This is a genomic window from Rufibacter ruber (assembly GCF_014138425.1).
In the GTDB taxonomy this organism is placed as follows: domain Bacteria; phylum Bacteroidota; class Bacteroidia; order Cytophagales; family Hymenobacteraceae; genus Nibribacter; species Nibribacter ruber_C.
Map to the genome: position 1 here is coordinate 133,706 of NZ_JACJIQ010000006.1, position 20,252 is coordinate 153,957.

Below are 20,252 nucleotides of genomic sequence, written 5' to 3' on the forward strand. Positions count from 1 at the left end.
TTTAGAGTTAATATCCAGGATTTTGCGTTAAGGCTTTATTCAGAGAAAGGTCTGCCGTAGGTATGGGCAATAGTACATGGTTAGGGGCTACGTTGGTGGGAGCCAACACCAAACCCGCCGCATACCCCGGTTGTATCATTGCCCAGGCCCTGTACTCCTTTAACCGCTCATATAAGATACCCCACCGTATGAGGTCAGGCCTCCTTAACGCCTCAAAGGCCAGCTCCCGGGCTCTTTCCTCTTTAATGGCCTGGAAAAACTCATCTGGATTCAGATTAGGGGTTAAGTCTGCGTTTACCCCCGGATTAGGCGGTACTGGTAAATAAAGCCCATATGCCCTTCTTCTCACTTCATTGATTGCCTCATAGGCCACACTGGTAGGACCGTTCACCGCATTCTCTGCCTCAGCCAGCATCAAAAGAACATCAGAGTACCGCAAAATTGGGAAGTTCTGGTCTGACACGGTACGGTCCTTGCCCGAAGCTTCATACTCCCGGCGCCATTTACCCATGGTTTTACGCCATACATCATTGTCTTGTACTTTCACACCGGCCGCCGAAATTATATAAGGCGCAATAGTCCAGTCCCGGCGTAAATCCAGAGATTTTTGCGGCACCGGAACAGTAGCGGGGGGTGTAGGCGGGGTTGTAGTGCTGTTGGGGTCCAGCGCATACAGGTCCCATAGGTATTTGGTTGCCCTGATGGCCCCGCCACTAAAGCCCAATGCCTCATTTTCTGAGTATAAACCCGCACGTTGCCCAATGAAATAATTGAACTCTGCACTGTTTTCAGACAAACGGCCATAGAATTCTACCTCCCAAATGCTTTCCTTGATATCATACTTGTTTTGGGCGTAATTGATGAACACCTGAGAATAGTCTGGGTTAAGCTGGTGAAAATTTTGGTCTTTCACTTTCTTCGCCCACTTTAAAGCTTCTGCGTAGCTGGATTCTATACGCAGAGGGGCACCCGCCATTGTGAGATGCACGCGGGCCAAAATTCCCTGTACCGCAGACTTTGACACTCTCCCGCCTCCGGCAAGCTTGGAAGCGTCTATCACCAGTTGCTCTGCCGCTTCCATGTCTTTCACAATCATGGCATATATTTCACGGCTGGGGGTACGGGGCACGTTTACATTGTCTATGCTGGGTTTATCTGTTTGCAACAAAGGCACATCTCCAAAGTTACTTACCAACATAAAGTAGTAGTAGGCGCGCAAGAACAGCGCCTGACCCTTTATTTCATTCCGGCGGGTTTCGTCCAGGCTGGGGTTATCTACCCTTGCCAACACTAGGTTTGCCCTAAATATACCCTGGTATAATGTTTTCCAGAATTCAGTGACATACCTGTCACCGGGGGTAATCACGTAGGCGGTAATATCCTGGCTACCGTATCTGGAATAGCCCAGGTCTGTGCCTACATTCAGGAAGAAGGGCCAGTTATCACCGTAAAACATTCTGCTGCCCAGCACGTCATAGACCCCAGTAAGACCGGTTTCCAGTTCAGCTATTGTATTATAGGTAGGGGCAACAAAGTTGGTGGGTTCTGTGCTCAGGAAGTCCTCACAGGAAGAAGAGCCCACGCTTATCAAAAAAGCTGCTATGTAATGTCTTATTTTCATATCTATGTATGTTGTCTTAGAAGCTGGTGGTCAGACCAAATGTAACGGTCCTTGCCAACGGATAAGCTGAAAAATCAAACCCTGGGGTTAAAGCAGAGTGACGGGTAGATACGTCTGGGTTAGAACCTGAATAGTTGGTCCATGTGTAAATGTTTTGAGCGGAAGCATACACCCTCAGCGTCTTCAATTTGATTCTGTGAAGAAGGGCTTCACTAAAGTTGTACCCCAATGAAACAGTTTTTAAGCGCAGGAACGATCCATCTTCCACTTCTCTACTGGAGTAATACAGGTCCCTTTTCCCTCCGGTGCGGAAGTAAGTGTTGCTAGGGTTTTCGGGGGTCCAACGTTCTGCAACTTCAGCGTATTGGTTTAAGCCCACCATCCGTTTGGCATTGCCCTCAAAGAACAGCCTGTTGGCATTGATGATGTCATTTCCGTAAGACCACTGAAAGAATACATTCAGGTCAAACCCTTTATAAGTAATGTTATTGGAGAACCCACCTGTGTGCAACGGAATACCTCTGCCAATCACCGCGAAATCAAGTTCATTCACCACAAGGTCCCCATTGATGTCTTTATACTTGATATCTCCAGGTTGTATGTTCTGTCTGGGCTGGGAGTTGTTAGGCACCGTTGACTTTAACACATATGCGCCGTTTGTTGACACATCAAAATCTTCCAGCTGGTAAACACCATCCCAGATCAACCCGTACATCTGCCCAATGGGTTGCCCAAGGGTAGCAATATAGGCGGGTGTGTTGGCAAAATCCTGATCAAACCGTACGGTTTGCAACAACGAGGTTTGTCCTTCATTCAGCCCCAGCACTTTATTCTTATTGAAGCTGATGTTAAAATTGGTGCTCCACTCAAAGGTGTTCTTCCGGAGATTGATGGTATTGATGGTGAACTCCAGACCGTCATTCTGCACCTTACCAATATTTTTGAAGGCAGTGGCCTGCTCACTGGTGTTCACCAGACCTGTAGTGTAAGGCAAGTTGGCATTGAGCAATACATCTTTGGTTGTTTTTCTGTAGAAATCAACTACCATGTCTACCCGGTGGTTGAAGAATGCCAGGTCTACGCCTATGTTAGATTGCACAGTGGTTTCCCATTTAAGATTTGGGTTCCCATAGCTTTCAAGAATAGCCCCTCTGGTGGGTGAACTGTTGTTAAATGAATACCCGCTTGTTCTGGGTACCACCAGCGTAGACATATAGGCAAAATCTGAAACACGGTTGTTTCCAGTGGCGCCATAGCTCGCCCTCACTTTAGCATCTGAGAGTAAGCTGATGTTTTTCATAAAGTTTTCTTCAATCACTCGCCAGGCAAGACCAACCGATGGGAAAACACCCCAACGGTTTCCGGGGGCAAACTTGGAGGAGCCATCATACCGAAGGGTCCCGGTTACAATGTATCTGTTTTTATAGCTGTAGTTTACCCGACCCAGGAACGAAGCCATACTCCAACGGGAAGAACCAGAGGTTCCAAAATTTGCTTCCGCCTCATCTAAACCATCTACTCCGGTCTGCTCGTTCAATGCCTGTATAGCCTGGAAACCATAGTTGCCATCTTCCTGCTTTTGGATCACAGTTCCTACTACCGCTGTAACCGCATGGTCCGTTTTAAAGGTTTTGCGGTACGTTAAGGTATTGGTGTTATTCCAGTTGGTCACTGGCCGGTGGTAGATATACCCGTTCAGCTTTTCATCCCGTCTAAAGTTACCGCGGGCGGTGCTGGAGTTGAAGAAGCCTTGTCTTTCCATCATGATATTGGTGGCGCCGCCTGCAATACGCAATGTAAGGCTTGGAATAATGGTGTACTCTACATAGGCATTGGCCCTGAAGTTATTCACCAATACCTGCAAAAAGTCGTTTTTGGCAGAGACTACTGGATTCACCCTGAAATCAGACTCAGGCAAGGTTGGGTCAAACAACTGGTCTCCCGCCGTTTCATTAGGTCTGTTCACTGGCCGGTGCCCCCAAACTGAAAAAAGAAGACTGAGGTTGCTGTACATTAACCGGGTGGTGTTGGCATCAGTGGCGATAGTCCCGTTTGTCTTCTCATTACTATAGTTGAGGTCAACGCCTACTTTTATCTTCTTACCTAATTTCTGATCAAGCGTAATTCTCCCCTGGTAACGTCTAAAACTGGAATTAACAATGATCCCATCCTGATCAATGATGTTGCCTGAAATTGAGTAAATGGTATTATCATTCCCCCCCCTTACCGATATCTCATGGTTCTGCACTGGAGACCGTTGGTAGATCTGATCCTGCAAGTCAATAGTAGGGGCATTGCGGTAAGACTCTAAATCACGTCCCTCTACAAAAAAAGCCTTCTCAGCAAACTCAGCATTTAGCTCAGACTGGTATTTTACATATTCATAAGCATTTAGCAGCTTAAGAGATTTGGGGTTTTCAGAGAATCCGTAGTAGGCGTTATAGGTAACCACAGGGGCACCCTTTTTACCACGTTTGGTAGTAATCAATATGACACCGTTGGCTCCCCTGGCACCATAAATAGCCGTTGCCGAGGCGTCTTTCAAAATATCAATTGACTCAATATCATTAGGGCTCAACGAGTTGCTGTAAGACTCCTCCATGGGGAAACCGTCAATCACATATAAGGGCGCTGAGCTTCCTGTAATAGACCCCACCCCTCTGATGACAATATTCTGATTTGAGCCTGGCTGTCCGTCATTGGCAGAAACCAATACGCCGGCCACCCTGCCTGCAAGGGCCTCATCTACTGATTTCACGGGCGCTTTATAAATATCCTGCATGTTGGCCATACCCACAGAACCTGTCAGTTCCTGCCGTGTGGCGGTACCATAACCAATCTCCACCTCCTGCAGGAGCTTCGCATCTGTCTGCAAGGCCACATTCACTTCGCCAGAGGCGGGAATTGCCATTTCCCTGGGCTTGTAGCCAATAAAGGAAATAACCAAAGTACCTTCCCGGTTAGGAACTGTAAAGGAGAAAGTACCGTCAACTCCCGTTGACGCACCGTTGGTTGTCCCTTTTACCATGACAGTGACGCCAGGAAGCCCTTCCCCTTTTTCATCAGTGATCCGGCCTCTTATGTTCAGCCCTTGCGCAAAGAGTTCTGAAACAGAGAGGAGAACCAATAGAAGCATTAAGAGATAACTCACCCTACTCAGTAAATTGTTTTTCATACATAAAGCGTTAGAAGTTACTATACCATTGAAACCAGCCAGCATAGAAGGGGGGGCAGCCACAAAAGTGAGGCTATACCTACCGCTCATGCATCTGATAAAAAACTGCAGTGGTTGCAGGTTATTTACAGTTTGTATTAGCTATTTTATATTTTTCAAGGATCTGCATCTGCGGTCTTTCCTCGCCGTTTCTAGGCTCCACCGCCAGTCTGTATTTCCCCCATCTGGGCCCGGCAGCCCAATAAGTGCCATTGATGCAGTTCTCCTGTAAATGTTTCAAGAACACGTCAAGGGTCACTAACCAACGGGGGTCGTCATCTGGCACCCCATATTCCCCTACAAAGCCTCTCTTATTATTGTCTTTTAACCATTTCAAGAACGGTGCGAACCGGGTAATACCAGTGGTAGGCGAGGCCAGTTCCTCTTCATAAGACTTTTTATAACTTCCTGAGGCGTCATTGTCAAAATAGACATGCACCTCATACACCAGGTTGTCTGCAGGGTCTTTCAGGTCTTTCAGATTATCACTAAACTCCATCCAGCGCTCGGCAGAACTCCAACTGTCACCACCTATTAGGATAGCCGTTTCAGGATCTGCCTTTCTAATGCTGTTGATACAGGCTTGGGCAATGGTAAACCATGGGGTGGAGGGCAACATGTCATGCGGCTCATTCATAACTCCGTATCCCCAGATATTTGAATAGCCTTTAAACTCAGTGGCTAGTTTCCCCCAGGCATCTGCTACCGCCTCTACAGACACCTCAGGCGTCTCACCTATTATATAGGTGGTGCCATTGATTTTCCGGCGGCAGTAGTTGTGCATATCCAGGATAATCCACATATCCCTATCGCGGGCAGCATCTACAAAGGTTTTCATCCGTTTCAGCTCCACCTGATCTAAAGGACCGCCTAATTCCCTTTGGATCCTTTCCCATTTAAAGGGAAACCGTACCATCGTTAGCCCTTTTGATTTCATATAATCCAGTTGCTTCTCGGTGGGGTACCCATAGTCTACATTAATAACCCCGGGCATATTCTGCCCAAAGTCCCCACCCGCCTGGTTCAACCCGAAGGGAAACGACTTATCCTTTAATTTTTTTGAAGCCACCTCAGAAGGCCCCACTAACTTACCCACCGTTGAAGTACTGGTACACCCTACAAATGACACAGCAGAGAAAAAAACAAGGAGAATTCTGATAAATTGCATACTAAAATATTTTGACACGTCACCTCTCCTTAGAAAGGCTTCAATAAGAAAAAGTAAAAGAAACCTAGATCAAGTTGTGGAGAATAGAAAAACCAGAAGCAATTCTAACGAATGGCGGTGTTTATATTTCTATAATTTTCCCAATGCTCAATCTATCCAAACACCCCTAACGCACTAAGAATTAAACATTACAAACTTAGCTTATACCTTAAACTAAGACAAGTACTTTTTTAACATTTTCTCAGACAAATCTGACTATTACCGCCTGAATCTCCTATTCTGAGTCACTTCACAAGAAGAAAAAAGTGGCACGGCTTCTTAAAATAGTTTTGAAATAAGCCGCAGTTAATTAACAACCTTTAATCACTTATACCAACTCCCCAACCCTATTTGCTATTTTCACAACAGGACAATCCTAGCCAAGTAGACATGAAACCACTCCCAGATATCAGTCTACAGCATTCTGTATAATAGTTTTTTTACCAAATTCTCAAAATCACGAATCCCCGCTGCTTCTTTAGATACAGGACATTAACAACTAAACCACCCTTTCAAAACCTGTATAAATTTGCATTTTAACCATATGCAAAACCTAATCTCCAGCCTCCGCAGCAGCAGAAACGCTCATAACCTGCCTTTTCTTAAGCCAAGAGGGTTTAAAGTATCATTCTCACATTAGAAAGGCAGTAAGAAAGTAAAGGAGACAATCATCAAACCCTTTACATAACCTAAGAATGGGTATGGTGTCAAAGGCTTAACTTTTATACCTGAACAACGTCTAATCCTGGTCTTACTAAAAGATGCCTGATCAAAAGATTTCATCTTATTTCTGACAGAAGTTTCTTTCTGGGTCTTTGGGTAATAGGATTCTCTGTTTTGGAGCTGTTTTCCTGAAAGTAGCCCTAAAACGTCCGCACGCACAAGAAGACTTATGGGTGAGGAACAGAAAGGGTGGATCTGGAAACGTTTCAAAAACTTTAAGAGCTTTCTCTAAAAGCTAGACTGAGAACCTCTCCTTTCTTTGTAACTGGGTTTTGAAGGAATTAAAGTAGGGGGAAGGCAATAACGTCTCTTTCACTACTTTCTACTGCACCCAATGTTCCTAATGGTTCTTTCAGATAAAAGAATCTTCGTTTAGAGCTTGTTTAAATTTTGATTTTGCAAGCGAAAACGGGGAGCGAAAGGTTCTGGCGAAGCGTTTTTTGAGCAGCATACGCCCCGCTATGGTGCGAGTCAACCGCGAAGTCAGGTTCTTTTGATACCCGTTTGCAGCGCAAAAGGCAAATTTGAACATGCTCTTATAGTATTCTGACCTGCCAAATATTTGAGAGCATCATATTCCTTCCTACAAGAAACTTCCTGGTGCCAAGGCTCTGAAGGAGGTAGATACAAAGTGTTCTACAGCCTGGAACAATAAAGTTTAGCTGGCGAAAAATGGGAATGAGGGTTAGGCCACGTCATCTTAGATAGGCTAAGCACCACCAGTGGGAAAGAAAATGGCAGATTCCAATTCTATTGCTACCGTATTAGAGCGCAAACGGCAAATTCAAACATGCCCTAAGCATCTAAAGACTGTATACATGAGTGAGTTAACCCAGACAGATATTCCTCCCAGCGAAGTAAGGCGCACCTGTGATCTGGGCAAATTCTTTGTCAGGTCACGGGGACATGCAGGAGGGTGTGGCCGAAAATAAAACTCCTGTTTTAGGGCTGTTTTCTTAAAAATAGCCCTAAAACAGGAGCCCGGGAAACTTTACAGCAAATGGCTCTAACTCAGGAAAGCTGAACCTCACGGTTCCTAACCTACCAGATTTTAGAATAAACTACCTGGATTTCTTTTCTAATTGGTAGGTGCGCAAAACCGGTTGACTCTCCCGCCTGATGTCCACCATGAGCTGGGCAGCCTCCTTTTCAAGCTGCCCCTCCCGGGGCTTGTTTTTCCTATAGCTCTCAAAGTAGTTCCTGATACCTAGGTAGCGGGCATCTTTTTTAGCCTGTAAATCTTGCAGAATAGCGTCCATGGCTCGCTCCAGGGCAGGCATGTCCTGGGCCCAGAGGTTTGCAGGCAGGTACCTCACCTCCACCAGCCGTATATCACGTAACTGTTTCTGCACCAACCGCCGCTGCTCCGCCAACTGCCTCACGCGTAATGCCTGCTGGTATTGGGGGGTATTTTGCTGCAATGCCAGGTTAACTCCTTTGGCTAATTCTGCCGAGGTAAAGACCCCTACCCGGGTGCTGTCAATAAGCAACGTGTAAGTTCCCTTTTTGAGCCTGGTTACCTGCAGCACCTCCTGGTTCATTTCCTGGGTAAAGGGAACCAGGGCCAAGGCTGCCTCTGCCTCGGCGGCAACTGCAAAAGGCAAACTTCTTTCCTGTATGGCAAAACTGAGACGTCCTTTTGCTTGCCGCACTTCCTGGACCGTACAATTCTGCTCCTCCTCCACCTTTCCTTTTTTAAGGTGGAGACGGGACACCAATGCTGGGGCGCCCGTTTCTTTCAGGAATTGGTAGGCCATAACAAAACTTCCCAGCGCCCCGGGATGGATGCGGTCATTGCTCACCACTGTAGCCGTTGGGTCAGCGGCCTGCAGTTGTCGGTTCACCTGCTGCATAAGGGTAAAGTAGTCAACCGTTTGCACCCCGTATTTCTTCGCCAGCTCATCAATTATGACCGTACATTTCTGTAGGGCGTCATTCACGCCCAGCTGGTTTTCTGCCGGAAGGTCGCCGGTTTGGTCGTAGATAGACGGCTTCTGCAGAAGGATGTGGGTATCTGTTTTTTGCAGCCGCTGAATGAGTGCCTCCAGGTTGTTTCTATAGTTATTCAGATGCCGCTGCTTCTCTGCCTCCAGGTTAGGCTCTGCGCGGCGGGCGGGTGCATACAGGGCGCGGTTCACATCATTCATGCCGGCCATGATGATTGACCAATCAGCATCTTTGGTCAGAATATCAGTGTCTAACCGCCGCAGCATGTCACTGGCATTGTCACCCCAAATACCGGAGTTGTAGAAAGTGATGTTTCTCTCCGGAAAACGGGTGGCGTAAAACAGCAGAATATTGGTGTGGAACTCGCCGCCGTGCGTAATACTGTTGCCAATGAAATTGACTTTGTCGCCATCTTTGAAAAGCCCGGTTTCTGCAGGCTTAGTTTGCGCGTGAAGCCTGGAACTGCCAACTACGTACAGAATCAGCAGAAGAACTCTTATATGCATATACGCTGAATGATAACTTGAACAATTCACCTTCTTATCTCTAACCTGATTTCCCAAAGAAACCTTATTCTTGGTTTTATTTTTCAATTCTGGTGCAAGCGCCTGCCAGTGCCTTTCAGGGAGTGCGACTCTGTTTTTGGCCTGTTTTCCAGAAAGTAGGCCTAAAACGCGGGCAGAGGCAAATGCCTGCGCTGGGCACCGGACTGGCCAACTCCAAAGTGCTTAAGAAAGGCTGATAACACCCTTCCCTTAGTCTATCAGAAACACCGTCATGGTTCTGGGACCATGCGCCCCCAGCACCAATGACTGCTCAATGTCTGCGGTTTTAGACGGACCGGCAATGAACACCCCATAGCCGTACGCTGCTTGGCCAATTCTGGCGTAAGCGTCTGGCATAAGCGGAAGAATCTGCTTGACGGGCAGCACTACCGCCAGATGCTGCGTTATAAACGGCAGCACCCGCACTCCCATCTGCTCCTCGGTAAGCCACACCGCCCCGTTCTCTGCCACCCCAAAATGCGCTGCAGCCACTGCTAAGTCTACAGTAGCCAGCTGGTGACGGTGGGCATCTTGCAGGGGAGTGGCCTCTGCAAAGCCGGCCAGCTCAGGAATTGCCGAAATGATTCTATGGCTAGGCAGAAAGTTCTGCCTTAGCACCTGGGCCACCTCTCCATAGTCCATCACGCGGAAGACCCTTGCTCCAATGGCTACGGCCACTTCCGTGAATCTTCCCGACAATTCAGATGTATCCTGCTGGAACGGAGGCACCTCTGGCAAAGGCAGCAAAGCGGGTTGGTTCTGGGCCACCGCCCGCAAAATTTTTTCTCTACTGGTCATGCTGCTTCCGGTTTTTGCGGTACCATTCCCTGAAGGATTCATTGGGCGGTTGGGGCATCTCGCGTTGTTTGTACCAGGGATTGAACGAGTTATTCACCAGCAAGGGCACTCTTCTCATAAACAGGCGCCCTGCCTTGCCCGCCAACATGAAAGTAGCAGGTGACGACAAAACGGCGGCCATGGCTTTCATGCCCGCTGCCTTCTTCGCGTCAACATGGCCTTCCTGCACCACCACCTGCCGCCATTTGTACAGCTGGTCATGGATGTCAATCTTCACCGGGCACACATTGGTGCAGGAACCGCACAACGTGGAGGCAAAGGGCAAGTCCGCGTGCTTCTTCATGTCCAGGTTAGGGGCCAGAATAGAGCCAATGGGGCCCGCCACCGCACTCTGGTAGCTGTGCCCGCCACTTCTCCGGTACACGGGGCAGGTATTCATGCAGGCCCCGCACCTGATGCATTTGAGCGAATTCCGGAAGTCCTCCCGGCCCAGTTGCACGCTCCGGCCATTGTCTACCAGCACCACGTGCATCTCATGCCCCGGGCGTGGCTTCCTGAAATGGCTGGAGTAGGTGGTAATGGGTTGGCCGGTGGCGCTTCTGGTGAGCAACCGCAGAAAAACACCCAGGTGCTCCCGCCTGGGAATCAGTTTCTCAATGCCCATGCTGGCAATGTGCACGTCTGCCAGGTGCGCGCCCATGTCGGCGTTGCCTTCATTGGTGCAGACCACAAATTCGCCCGTCTCGGCTACCGCGAAGTTCACGCCCGTTAAGGCGGCCCGGCGGGTGAGAAACGTCTCCCGCAAATGCTGGCGGGCGGTTTCCGTCAACACCTGCGGGTCAGACATACCGGCTGCGGTGCCCAAATGCTCATGGAAGATTTCGCCAATCTCCTCTTTCTTTTTATGGATACAGGGCAACACAATATGGCTGGGCGGCTCCTGCGCCAGCTGCACAATGCGTTCGCCCAGGTCTGAGTCAGTTACCTCAATGCCGTGCCGGGCCAGGTAGTCGTTCAGGTGGCATTCTTCGGTGAGCATAGATTTGCTTTTCACCATGCGGTCTACGCCGTGCTTTTGGAGAATAGAATGCACCAGCTTGTTATGCTCCTGCGCGTCAGCGGCCCAATGTACGGTGATGCCATTGGCCTGCGCGTTTTTCTCAAACTCTTGCAGGTATTGGCTCAGGTGAGACAGCGTGTGCGCTTTGATCTGTGAGGCCGTCTCGCGCAGCAGTTCCCAGTCCGGAATGGCGAAGGCGGCTTTGTCCCGCTTCTGCCTAATAAACCACAGCGTCTCATCATGCCAGTTCACGCGGGGCTCGTCCTGGTTAAAAACATCGGCCAGGGCCGAATGGTCTTTTGTTTTCCCTGCCCCTATCATGCCTCCTGCGCGTTTAAAATTTCAGCAATATGCATGACCTTGACGTTGCTCTTCTGGCGACGCAGAATACCCTCCAGGTGCATGAGGCAACTCATGTCTGAGCCGGTAATCACTTCGGCCCCGTGCTGCAGGTGGTCAGTCACGCGGTCTTTCCCCATTTTCACAGATACCGCTTCCTCGGTCACGCAAAACGTACCGCCAAAACCACAGCACTCATCTTTCCGCGAGAGCAGAATCAGTTCCAGGCCCTGCACCAGGTTCAGCAGTTGCTCTGGCTTGGAGAAAGGAGGCTCCACCCGCTCGGTCATCTGCGACAGCCGCAAGCCTCTCTGCCCGTGGCAACTCTGGTGCAGCCCTACTTTGTGCGGAAACCTTGCGTTCAGACTTTCCACTTTCAGTACATCTGTGAGGAACTCCACCAGCTCATACACCTTGCCCCTGATGTTCTGCGCCTGCGCCTCCTGCTTATGAGAATGCAGATGCTCTTTCACGTGCAGCACGCAACTACCAGAAGGCGACACGATGTAGTCATACTGTGCAAAATTCTCCACAAATAATTCGTTGCAGCCGGAGGTGAGGTGCTCAAAGCCAGAATTGGCCATTGGTTGGCCGCAGCAGGTCTGCCGGGCCGGGAATTCTACCTGAACGCCCGCCTTCTCCAGCAGCTCCAGCGTGGCAATGGCTGCCTTGGGGTAAAACTGGTCTACGTAGCACGGGATAAAAAGCCCTACCGTCATGTTAAGCCTCCTGATGGGTTACCGCGTAATACTTCAGTTCAATAATGTCTGTGGGCAACGGTTTAGAATTCCAGTGCGGGTGGATGGCCAAGGCTGTTCCAATGGCCGTGGCCTGCGCCATGGAGGCCGCGTACACCTCCTTCTCCGGGAAAGCCGCCGCCAGCAGGTGCATGTAAATAGAATTCTTGCCAAAGCCCCCGTCCACAAAAATCCGCTTCACGTTGGTGCCCTCCACCACCAGCTGGGTAGACCGCACCTGTTGAATGACCAGATCCAGAATAAGTTGGTGGTAGGCTTCTGTGGCAGAAGCAAAAGCGGTTAAGTCCCGTTCAGCAAAAGTTGGTTTCTCCTGGTTTTCGGCCGGCGGCCGAAGGATAGTGCTTAGGTCCTGCCCTTGCAGCAGCGGCTGGAGAACCTCTGGGTCATAACTCACGGCTTTGAACTCCGCAATATTTTGATCAAAGTGGGCGGCAAGGCGTTTCACCTGCTGCTCGTGTTCATAGCCCCCGAAGAACCTGGACGCTTTCACCGGCCGTCCTTTGTATTGCAGGTAACAGAGGCAGTCTTGCCTCAGCTCCTCAGAAGTGAGCGGCGCGTCATTAAACGGGTTGAGGGTAATGCACCAGGTGCCGGTAGAAATCAGGGCAAAAGGCTCGTGAAAGTTCACCAGATACGGAATGAGCGCAGCAGAGCTGTCGTGCAGCCCCACCCCTACTTTGTAGCTGTTTCCGGAAAAAGAGGCCAGAAACGCCTCGTCTGACCGCCGCAGGGGTGCCAGCTTGTCCAAGATTCCCTCCTGTTTCACCCACGCATGGTAATCGGCTTGGGTGTAGTCCCATAAATGGGTGTGGCAGCCAATGCTGGTAATGTCTGAACAGAACTCGCCGGAGAGGAGGCAGCTCAGGTACTGGGGCAGGTGCAGGGCATATTTCACCTGGTTAAACACTTCCGGCTTCTCGTGCTTGAGGCGGTAAAGCTGCAGGCCCGAGTTTAGGCTGCCCAGCACCGGGGAAGCCGTTTCTTTGGAAAGCTGTTCCTGGCCGCCATAAGTGGCATAAAACCGCTGTAGCAACTGCGGTGGGTAGGGTTTCAGGTAATTGTACAGCGGGCAGAGGGGTTTGCCCTCGTCATCTACATACACAAAACTGGCGCCGTAGGTAGAGAAGTTGATGGCTTTCACCTCAAACTCGGGTCGTTTGAAGACTTCTCTGAGGGAATCAAACACTGACAGCCGCAGGCTCTCCAGGTTCTCACACGGGTCACCGTCTTCGTCTACCGTCTCTGTAAACCGCGCCGACCGCTCATACACCATTTGATAGTGCTCATTAAAGAGGAACAGCTTCTTGTTGGTCTTGCCTACATCAAAAACAGCGATTACCGGTATTTTCTGCATCAGGTCAATTTGTGAATCAGCGATTGAGTGAATAGGTGGAATTATAGCAGTGAGAATAGCCAGAGCCACCCATCAAATAACTCTGCCGTTGTTGAATGTTTTACCCAACAACTTAAGTTGAACCTGCTTAGAGCTTTTCATTTCCTGCATTTTATAGGTTTTGTCTGGCGCAAGCGCCGGCTTGTGCCTACGTTTTTGGGCTACTTTTTGAAAAACAGCTCTAAAACAGAAGCCCACTATTCCCATTGGCACAAGCAAATGCTTGCGCCAGAGATTAAAATGAAAACTTTAAACAGGTTCATTATGGGGAAACCTGGCAGGACAGCCACAAAAGATTGCCCTGCCTTTCTATCAATTGTGTACTTATAGCTAAAATTGTGGCAAGCTAGAAAAGCAACTATTGCCCGCTACTGCCGTTCGCCACCCAGACCTTTTCAGGATGACAAAAATGTATAGTTATTTTTGCCCTTTGCATGGTAAGGCAACTTATAAACCAGTTGAAACGGTTTTCAGCCCTCTCTCCTGAATCAGGTTCTCGCGCACTTTTAGCTGGCGGTACAGCTCTAACGCATTAACGGCCCCGCCTGCCCGTAGCTGCGCCTCTGCCACCAATGGCCGTACATCTGTGCGGAAAGCGTCTTGCAGGATTTCCTGGGCGCGGGCCACATCGTTCTGTTGTTGGGCTTCGGTCAAGGCAGTTCTGTCAACGATTAAGGCCTGGGCGTAGGCAATCATGATGGCCTGCACTGACTGCAGCAGGTCTTCCAGCGGGTCTTTCAGGTTATGGGCCTGGTCAATCATCCAGCCCAAGTCGGTGGCGTGGTTCATGCCGCGGGCATCCATGCCCTCTACCAGTTCGTTGAAAATCAGGAACAGCTGGTACGGTTTAATGCTGCCGGTGGTGAGGTCGTCATCGGCGTATTTGGAATCATTGAAGTGGAAGCCTCCCAGCTTGCCTTCCATCAAGAGCAAAGAGACAATCTGCTCAATGTTGGCATTGGGCAGGTGGTGCCCCAGGTCTACCAATGTGTACGCCTGCGCTCCCAACTTATTGGCCAGTAGCAACGACTGCCCCCAGTCCCCGATGGTGGTGGAGTAAAAATTGGGCTCAAAGGCTTTGTACTCTACGTACACCTTCCAGTTCTCCGGCAGGGCGGCGTACACCTCCTGCAAACTCTCCAGCGTGTTCTGGAACGCTTTTCTAAAGTTCAGCTGCCCGGGAAAGCAGGAACCGTCTGCCAGCCAAACCGTCAAAGACTCAGAGCCCAGTTCCACCCCGTGCCTGATTACTTCCAGGTTGTGGTCAATGGCCTGCTGCCGCACCGCCTTGTCTACGTGCTGCATAGACCCGAACTTATAGCTCAGCGGCTGCCCTGGCTGGTCCTGGAACGTGTTGGAGTTGACGGCGTCAAACGTGAGCCCGTGTTGCGCGGCCAGGGTTTTGATGGCTTTGTAATCCTGCGGAATATCCCAGGGAATATGCAGCGAGATGGCGCCGCTGGAGCGGTTCAGGGCGTGCAGCAGCCCTACGTCCTCTATCTTTTCCTCAATGGTTCTGGGCTCACCCCCGCCGGCAAAACGCCCGAACCGCGTGGCACCCGTACCCAACGCCCAGGACGGAATGGCAATCTGGAAATTTACCAGCTTCTGCAGCACGTCTTCTACCTGGGCAATGCCTTCGGCGATGAACTCAAACTTGCGGTTATGGCTGGCCTGTTGGGTGTGGTTGAATTCGTCTATCTTATATTTTTCTAATTGCATGGTGTTGTTTGTTAGTCGTTAGTGGGCAAATCAACTGCATGGAGCCACATTTTCTGTTTTCGGCCTGTTTTCTGAAATACAGGCCGAAAACAGAAAATGACAGCAATCTTAGTGCGTTAAGTTAATATTCTTTCGCGTTAAATCAAACGAGCATCCCTGTTGCTGCTGTGACTTAAGGTGCAAGTGGCTTCGCGGATATTAGCATTCCTGTTCTTAGAGGCCACACCAGTGCCCCTATAAAAAGGGCAGGAAACAGGGATTACAAATCCCCGACAGAGTGGTTCGGGATTAGAAATCCTGAACAGCGGCCAGCGGCGATCCGTGCTCTTCCTTATCTATTAGTCTAAATTCAATTTTTTTCAATTATGCCTGGGACAGAAGTACAGCACCCCATTTTGTCATCCTGAATGGATCTTGTGGGCAAACTTGGAAAGCACTTCATGCCCGCTATTGCCGTCCACCACCAAGGTCGTTCCAGGATGATAGAAAAATCACCACACCACTTTTTGTCCTGACATTTAGCAGCAAAAGGCATTAAACCAACTGAACAGGTTGTGCAGCTAAGTCCTGTTTTCGGGCTGCTTTTCAGAAAACAGCCCGAAAACAGGAGGTGAAACCTTTACCTTGGGAAAGCCATGGCAATGCCGCCGTCTACGTTGAGCATGTTCCCGGTAGTTTTGCTGAGTAGGCCGCCCACAAAGGCAAAGCAGGCGTTGGCAATGTCTTCAGGCAGAATGATCTGGTTGAGCAGCGTGCGTTTGGCGTAATAGGCGGGCAGCTCCTCCACGGTAATCCCGTAGGCTTTGGCCCTGCCTTCGGCCCAGCCGCCAGCCCAGATGTTGCTGTCAGAGATGACCGCGTCTGGGTTCACCACGTTCACTCTTATGCCGTCTGCCCCCAGTTCAGCGGCGTTGAGGCGGCTCAGGTGCAGTTGGGCGGCTTTGGCGCTGCCGTAACCGGCATTGTTGGGGCCGCTCACCAGCGCGTTCTTGCTCACAATGTTCAGGACATCACCGCCAATGGCTTGCTTGCGCATGACCTCCACGGCGGCCTGAGTGATAAAGAACTGGCCTTTCACCAGCACCTCATAAAGCAAATCCCAGTCTTTCTCGGTATGCCCTTCCACGGTTTTGGAAATGGACAGCCCGGCGTTGTTCACCACAATATCTACGCCCCCAAAGGCCAGAGCCGCAGTAGCAAAGGCTTCCTGAATCTGCTGGTCGTTGGTCACGTCTAAGGCGGCGGTGGCGTAGGAATCTCTGCCGTAAAGCTTCTTGAATTCTTCTCCAGCCCCTTGCAGACGCTCCTCGTTCATATCATTCAGAATCACCACGGCGCCTTCTTCCACAAACTTTCTGGCAATGGCTTTGCCAATACCCCCGGCACTGCCGGTCACCAGGGCTATCTTCCCTGATAAGGCTTTGGGCTTGGGCATGCGCTGCAGCTTCGCTTCTTCCAGCAACCAGTACTCAATGTCAAACGCCTCCTGCCGCGGCAGCGAGGTGTATTCAGAAATAGCCTCAGCGCCTTTCATCACGTTGATGGCGTTCAGGTAGAACTCAGCGGCTACGCGGGCGGTCTGCTTGTCTTTGGAGAACGAGAACATGCCCACGCCGGGATACAGGATAATCACCGGATTGGCGTCTCTCATGGCCGGGCTGTTGTCATGCCTGCAGGTTTGGTAGTACTGGGTGTACATCTGTCGGTACTCGGCAAACGCCGGGGCCAGGCGCTCCTTGAGCGCTGGAACATCAGACAAATCCTCATCTGGCGCTAAATTCAAGACCAGCGGACTGATTTTAGTGCGCAGGAAATGGTCCGGGCAACTGGTGCCCATGGGGGCCAGTTTGGCCAGGTCGTTTGAGTTGATAAACTCCAGTACGCGGGCATCATCTGTGAAATGGCCCACCATGTGGCGCTCACTGGAGCAGAAGCCCCGCAGGACCGGGGCCAGGGCGGCCGCCTGCTTTTTGCGCTGCTCAGCGGGCAGGCTTTCTATTTTGGCTCCGCCGAAAGCAGGGCCGTTCTTTTGGTAATTCTCCTCCAGGTATTCCGCGCAGCGCTCAATGACCTCCAGGGTGTTCAGGTAACTTTCATAGGCGGTGTCTCCCCAGGTGAAGAGGCCATGCGAGCCCAACATGATGCCCCTGATGCCGGGGTTCTCTTCCAGGCACTGGCGTAGCTGCAAACCCAGGTCGAAACCGGGGCGCTGCCAACCCACCCAGCCAATAGTGCCGCCAAACAATTCCTGCGTGATGCGCTGGCCGTCTTTGGCGGCGGCAATGGCAATGGCTGCGTCTGGGTGCAGGTGGTCAATGTGCTTGAACGGCAGAAAGCCATGAAGCGGGGTATCAATAGATGGGGCCTTGGAATTCAGGTCGAAGATGCTATGGTTGAAGAGTTCCACCATCTCGTCTTCATGGGCAATGCCGCGGTACACGTTCTCCAGGCTGCGCAGGCGGTCAACGTACAAAGCCGCCAGGCCGCTCTTCTTCAACGTTCCCAAATCACCGCCGGAGCCCTTGATCCACATTACCTCGGTATCTTGCCCGGTCAAGGGGTCTTTGGCGGAGGTTTTGCAGGAGGTGTTGCCGCCGCCGTAGTTGGTGAGGCGCAAATCAGCCCCCAGCAGGTTGGAACGGTAAATCAACAGGGCTACCTCATCGCCTTCCAGCTTGGCCGCCTCAGCCTCATTCCATAGGTAGCTCACATGTTTAAACGTAGTGTTTGCAGTTACTTCAGACATAGTTTCCATTTGTTAATTGCCTCACCCCGACGCTCTGTAAAAGGAGCTAGACGCTTTCCTGTTTTCGGCCTGTTTTTCAGAAAACAGGCCGAAAACAGGCTTGGCGGAAAGAGTGATGAACGAAAGTAGGAAGCCTCCTGCAGGGAACTGTCCTGCACTGTCCTGCCCGCTGCCGGCAGATTCTATGCAGAAAGTATTATTTATGGCGGCCTTCGCTGTTATTTCGGCAAAAAGCCAATTATAAAAACTCTAAAGATTAATAAATTGACAGCTGCCAATCCTATGAAACTCACCCGCTTGCCTGGCGCAGGCAATTGCTTTTAGCAATGGCTTAGAAACAGCCCAGTAACCAGAGTTTCTGAAAGTGGCACGAGCGTCTGTGTGGGACAGAGAACTTCTTCACCAGCTTTGATCTAAAGCGGTTTCGCGTTTCTGTGTTCAGGTTATGGCGCAGGCATCCGGTGGTGCCTTATAGATAAGTAAGTTTCTGTTTTGGGGCTGTTTTTGGGAAAGTAGCCCCAAAACGCAGGCACAGGCATGCGCTATGTCAAGACCACACGATCCATAGCGATAGATAAAGGGAAACCATTCACCCGCTGCTAAGAATGGCTGCCGGGCATTGGCCTTACCCGCCTCCTTAGATAGAGGCGCGTTTGATGATGGAAAAAGGCACCTCCAGGTGCTGGCGGGAATGCTGCAGGATAAGTTGCGCGGCCAAAGCCCCCATTTTCTGGAAATCTGTGGAGATAGTGGTAATGCCGTTGAGGATGAATCTTTTGAGCGGGGTTTCATTGTAGGAGATAACGCCCACCTGCCGGCCCACTTCCAGGCCTTCGGCCAGAATGCCTTGCAGAAGGGCTACCAGATCGCCTTCCACTAGATTAATGAACACGTCTCCCTCCTGAATCTCTGCCACCTGCACCCGGGGCAGCACCTGGTAGGCAAAATGGTATTGCCGGCAGAACCGTTCAAAGCCTGTCACAATCTCGGCGGGGAAATAGCTGTGGTGGGGGAACACGAGTTTCAGCACCCTGTACTTTCTCAGCTCTTCTGCCACCTGCGCAAGCGCCCCGTAAATATCCTGCTCAAAGTTCTCATATACGGCGGCAAAGTGGCCGGTCACGCCGGGCAGTTTCTTATCCAGCAGCACCAGCTTCTCTTTGGGCAGCAGGTTGATGACCTCGTGGGCCTGCTCACCGCCCTCTACAAAATGGGGAATGATGACGTAGTGGGTGTACTCCTCTTTGCGGCGGGCCAGCATCTTCTTGAACAGCGCGTAGTCATTGTTGTAGATGTAGAAATCTACGTGCGTCTCTGGCCCCAGCGCCTCCACAAAGGCATCATAGATGATTTTCTTGTGGGCGCTCAGTTTGTTGAACAGCAGAAACACCTTGAGGTTCTGCTGCAGCTGGGTGTTCTCTATGTAATACCCTTTGCCGGGCACTGAACCCAGAACCCCCATCTGCTTGAGCGCTTTGTAGGCTTTCTCTGCGGTATCACGGGAAATGTCCAGGCTATAGGTAAGCTCGTTGAGCGAGGGCAGCACGTCTCCCTTCCTGATCTGCCCCTTCTCAATAGCCGCCTGTATGGCGCTGGTCACCTGCTGGTATTTGGGCGTGGCCGCGTAGGGGTCAATGGAGAGACAGGAAAGAATTTGGTCTGGCGACATATTTTAAGTCAAACTTCTCTGAGCCTTAAAGGTACTATGAAACTGCTTCTGAACACTCCTCCCTATTTTTAATCTCAAACAAAAGACCTGCGGCTTTTGCGGTATGCACCATTACCAGCAGTACATGAGCGGGTCTTGCAGCAGAAGGGAGACAGGTTGGAAAGCAGAACCCGGCCGGTGCTGCGCCCGCTGTTTCACCTCATGCACATCACCGGAGGAGTCCTGAATGTCTGCCGTCCCTGCCTTCCCTAAAAGCGACACCCTGCTTAATAACTCCCTTGGCTAAGACACATACAAATGGGAGGTCCCTTTTCCATACGGCCTTCAAGTGAGCTTTTGGGCAACAATTAAAGTGAGCTTCTGGGTAACAATTACGTTTACTTTTTCTGTTGAAGCAGTTGGTTGGTATCCCGTTTCTGCATTTCTAGCACCTTGCTGGCGCAAGCTCCGGTTGTGCCCGCGTTTTAGGCCTGCTTTTCTGAAAACAGCCCCAAAACAGTAACTTACTTT

12 protein-coding genes are annotated in these 20,252 nt (G+C 50.5%); all 12 read right to left on the reverse strand.

The window, feature by feature from the left end:
* Positions 1-7: 7 nt before the first annotated feature.
* The 12 genes from FHS90_RS08860 to FHS90_RS08915 all read right to left on the reverse strand — a co-directional run bounded on the left by FHS90_RS08860 (position 8) and on the right by FHS90_RS08915 (position 20,003).
* Positions 8-1,621 carry a RagB/SusD family nutrient uptake outer membrane protein gene (locus FHS90_RS08860; RefSeq protein WP_066831597.1) on the reverse strand — a complete coding sequence of 538 codons (1,614 nt, stop codon included), beginning with the start codon at positions 1,619-1,621 and terminating at the stop codon, positions 8-10.
* Positions 1,622-1,637: 16 nt separating this feature from the next.
* Entirely contained in the window at positions 1,638-4,796 is a 3,159-nt protein-coding gene (locus tag FHS90_RS08865; protein WP_182512770.1) for a SusC/RagA family TonB-linked outer membrane protein, read from the reverse strand.
* Between the two features lie 121 nt (positions 4,797-4,917).
* Entirely contained in the window at positions 4,918-6,003 is a 1,086-nt protein-coding gene (locus tag FHS90_RS08870; protein WP_182512771.1) for a glycoside hydrolase family 5 protein, read from the reverse strand.
* Between the two features lie 1,823 nt (positions 6,004-7,826).
* Positions 7,827-9,218, reverse strand: a complete 1,392-nt coding sequence (locus tag FHS90_RS08875; protein ID WP_182512772.1) for an SGNH/GDSL hydrolase family protein — start codon at positions 9,216-9,218, stop codon at positions 7,827-7,829.
* A gap of 249 nt (positions 9,219-9,467) precedes the next feature.
* Entirely contained in the window at positions 9,468-10,055 is a 588-nt protein-coding gene (locus FHS90_RS08880) for a LutC/YkgG family protein (protein WP_182512773.1), read from the reverse strand.
* The gene (locus FHS90_RS08885; RefSeq protein WP_182512774.1) at positions 10,045-11,436 is read right to left on the reverse strand and encodes a lactate utilization protein B; all 1,392 of its coding nucleotides are present in this window, start codon (positions 11,434-11,436) and stop codon (positions 10,045-10,047) included. The genes FHS90_RS08880 and FHS90_RS08885 overlap by 11 nt, the downstream gene beginning before the upstream one ends.
* Positions 11,433-12,173 (reverse strand): (Fe-S)-binding protein, encoded by a 741-nt coding sequence (locus FHS90_RS08890; RefSeq protein ID WP_182512775.1) that lies wholly within the window; start codon positions 12,171-12,173, stop codon positions 11,433-11,435. The genes FHS90_RS08885 and FHS90_RS08890 overlap by 4 nt, the downstream gene beginning before the upstream one ends.
* A gap of 1 nt (position 12,174) precedes the next feature.
* Positions 12,175-13,566, reverse strand: coding sequence for an FGGY-family carbohydrate kinase (locus tag FHS90_RS08895; protein WP_182512776.1), 1,392 nt, complete (start codon positions 13,564-13,566; stop codon positions 12,175-12,177).
* Positions 13,567-14,052: 486 nt separating this feature from the next.
* Positions 14,053-15,327: a sugar isomerase gene (locus tag FHS90_RS08900; protein ID WP_182512777.1), complete on the reverse strand. Its 1,275-nt coding sequence runs from the start codon at positions 15,325-15,327 to the stop codon at positions 14,053-14,055.
* 619 nt (positions 15,328-15,946) lie between these two features.
* Positions 15,947-18,073 carry a bifunctional aldolase/short-chain dehydrogenase gene (locus FHS90_RS08905; protein ID WP_182512778.1) on the reverse strand — a complete coding sequence of 709 codons (2,127 nt, stop codon included), beginning with the start codon at positions 18,071-18,073 and terminating at the stop codon, positions 15,947-15,949.
* Positions 18,074-18,710: 637 nt separating this feature from the next.
* Positions 18,711-19,742 (reverse strand): GntR family transcriptional regulator, encoded by a 1,032-nt coding sequence (locus tag FHS90_RS08910; RefSeq protein WP_182512779.1) that lies wholly within the window; start codon positions 19,740-19,742, stop codon positions 18,711-18,713.
* 111 nt (positions 19,743-19,853) lie between these two features.
* Positions 19,854-20,003: a hypothetical protein gene (locus tag FHS90_RS08915; RefSeq protein WP_182512780.1), complete on the reverse strand. Its 150-nt coding sequence runs from the start codon at positions 20,001-20,003 to the stop codon at positions 19,854-19,856.
* Positions 20,004-20,252: the final 249 nt, after the last annotated feature.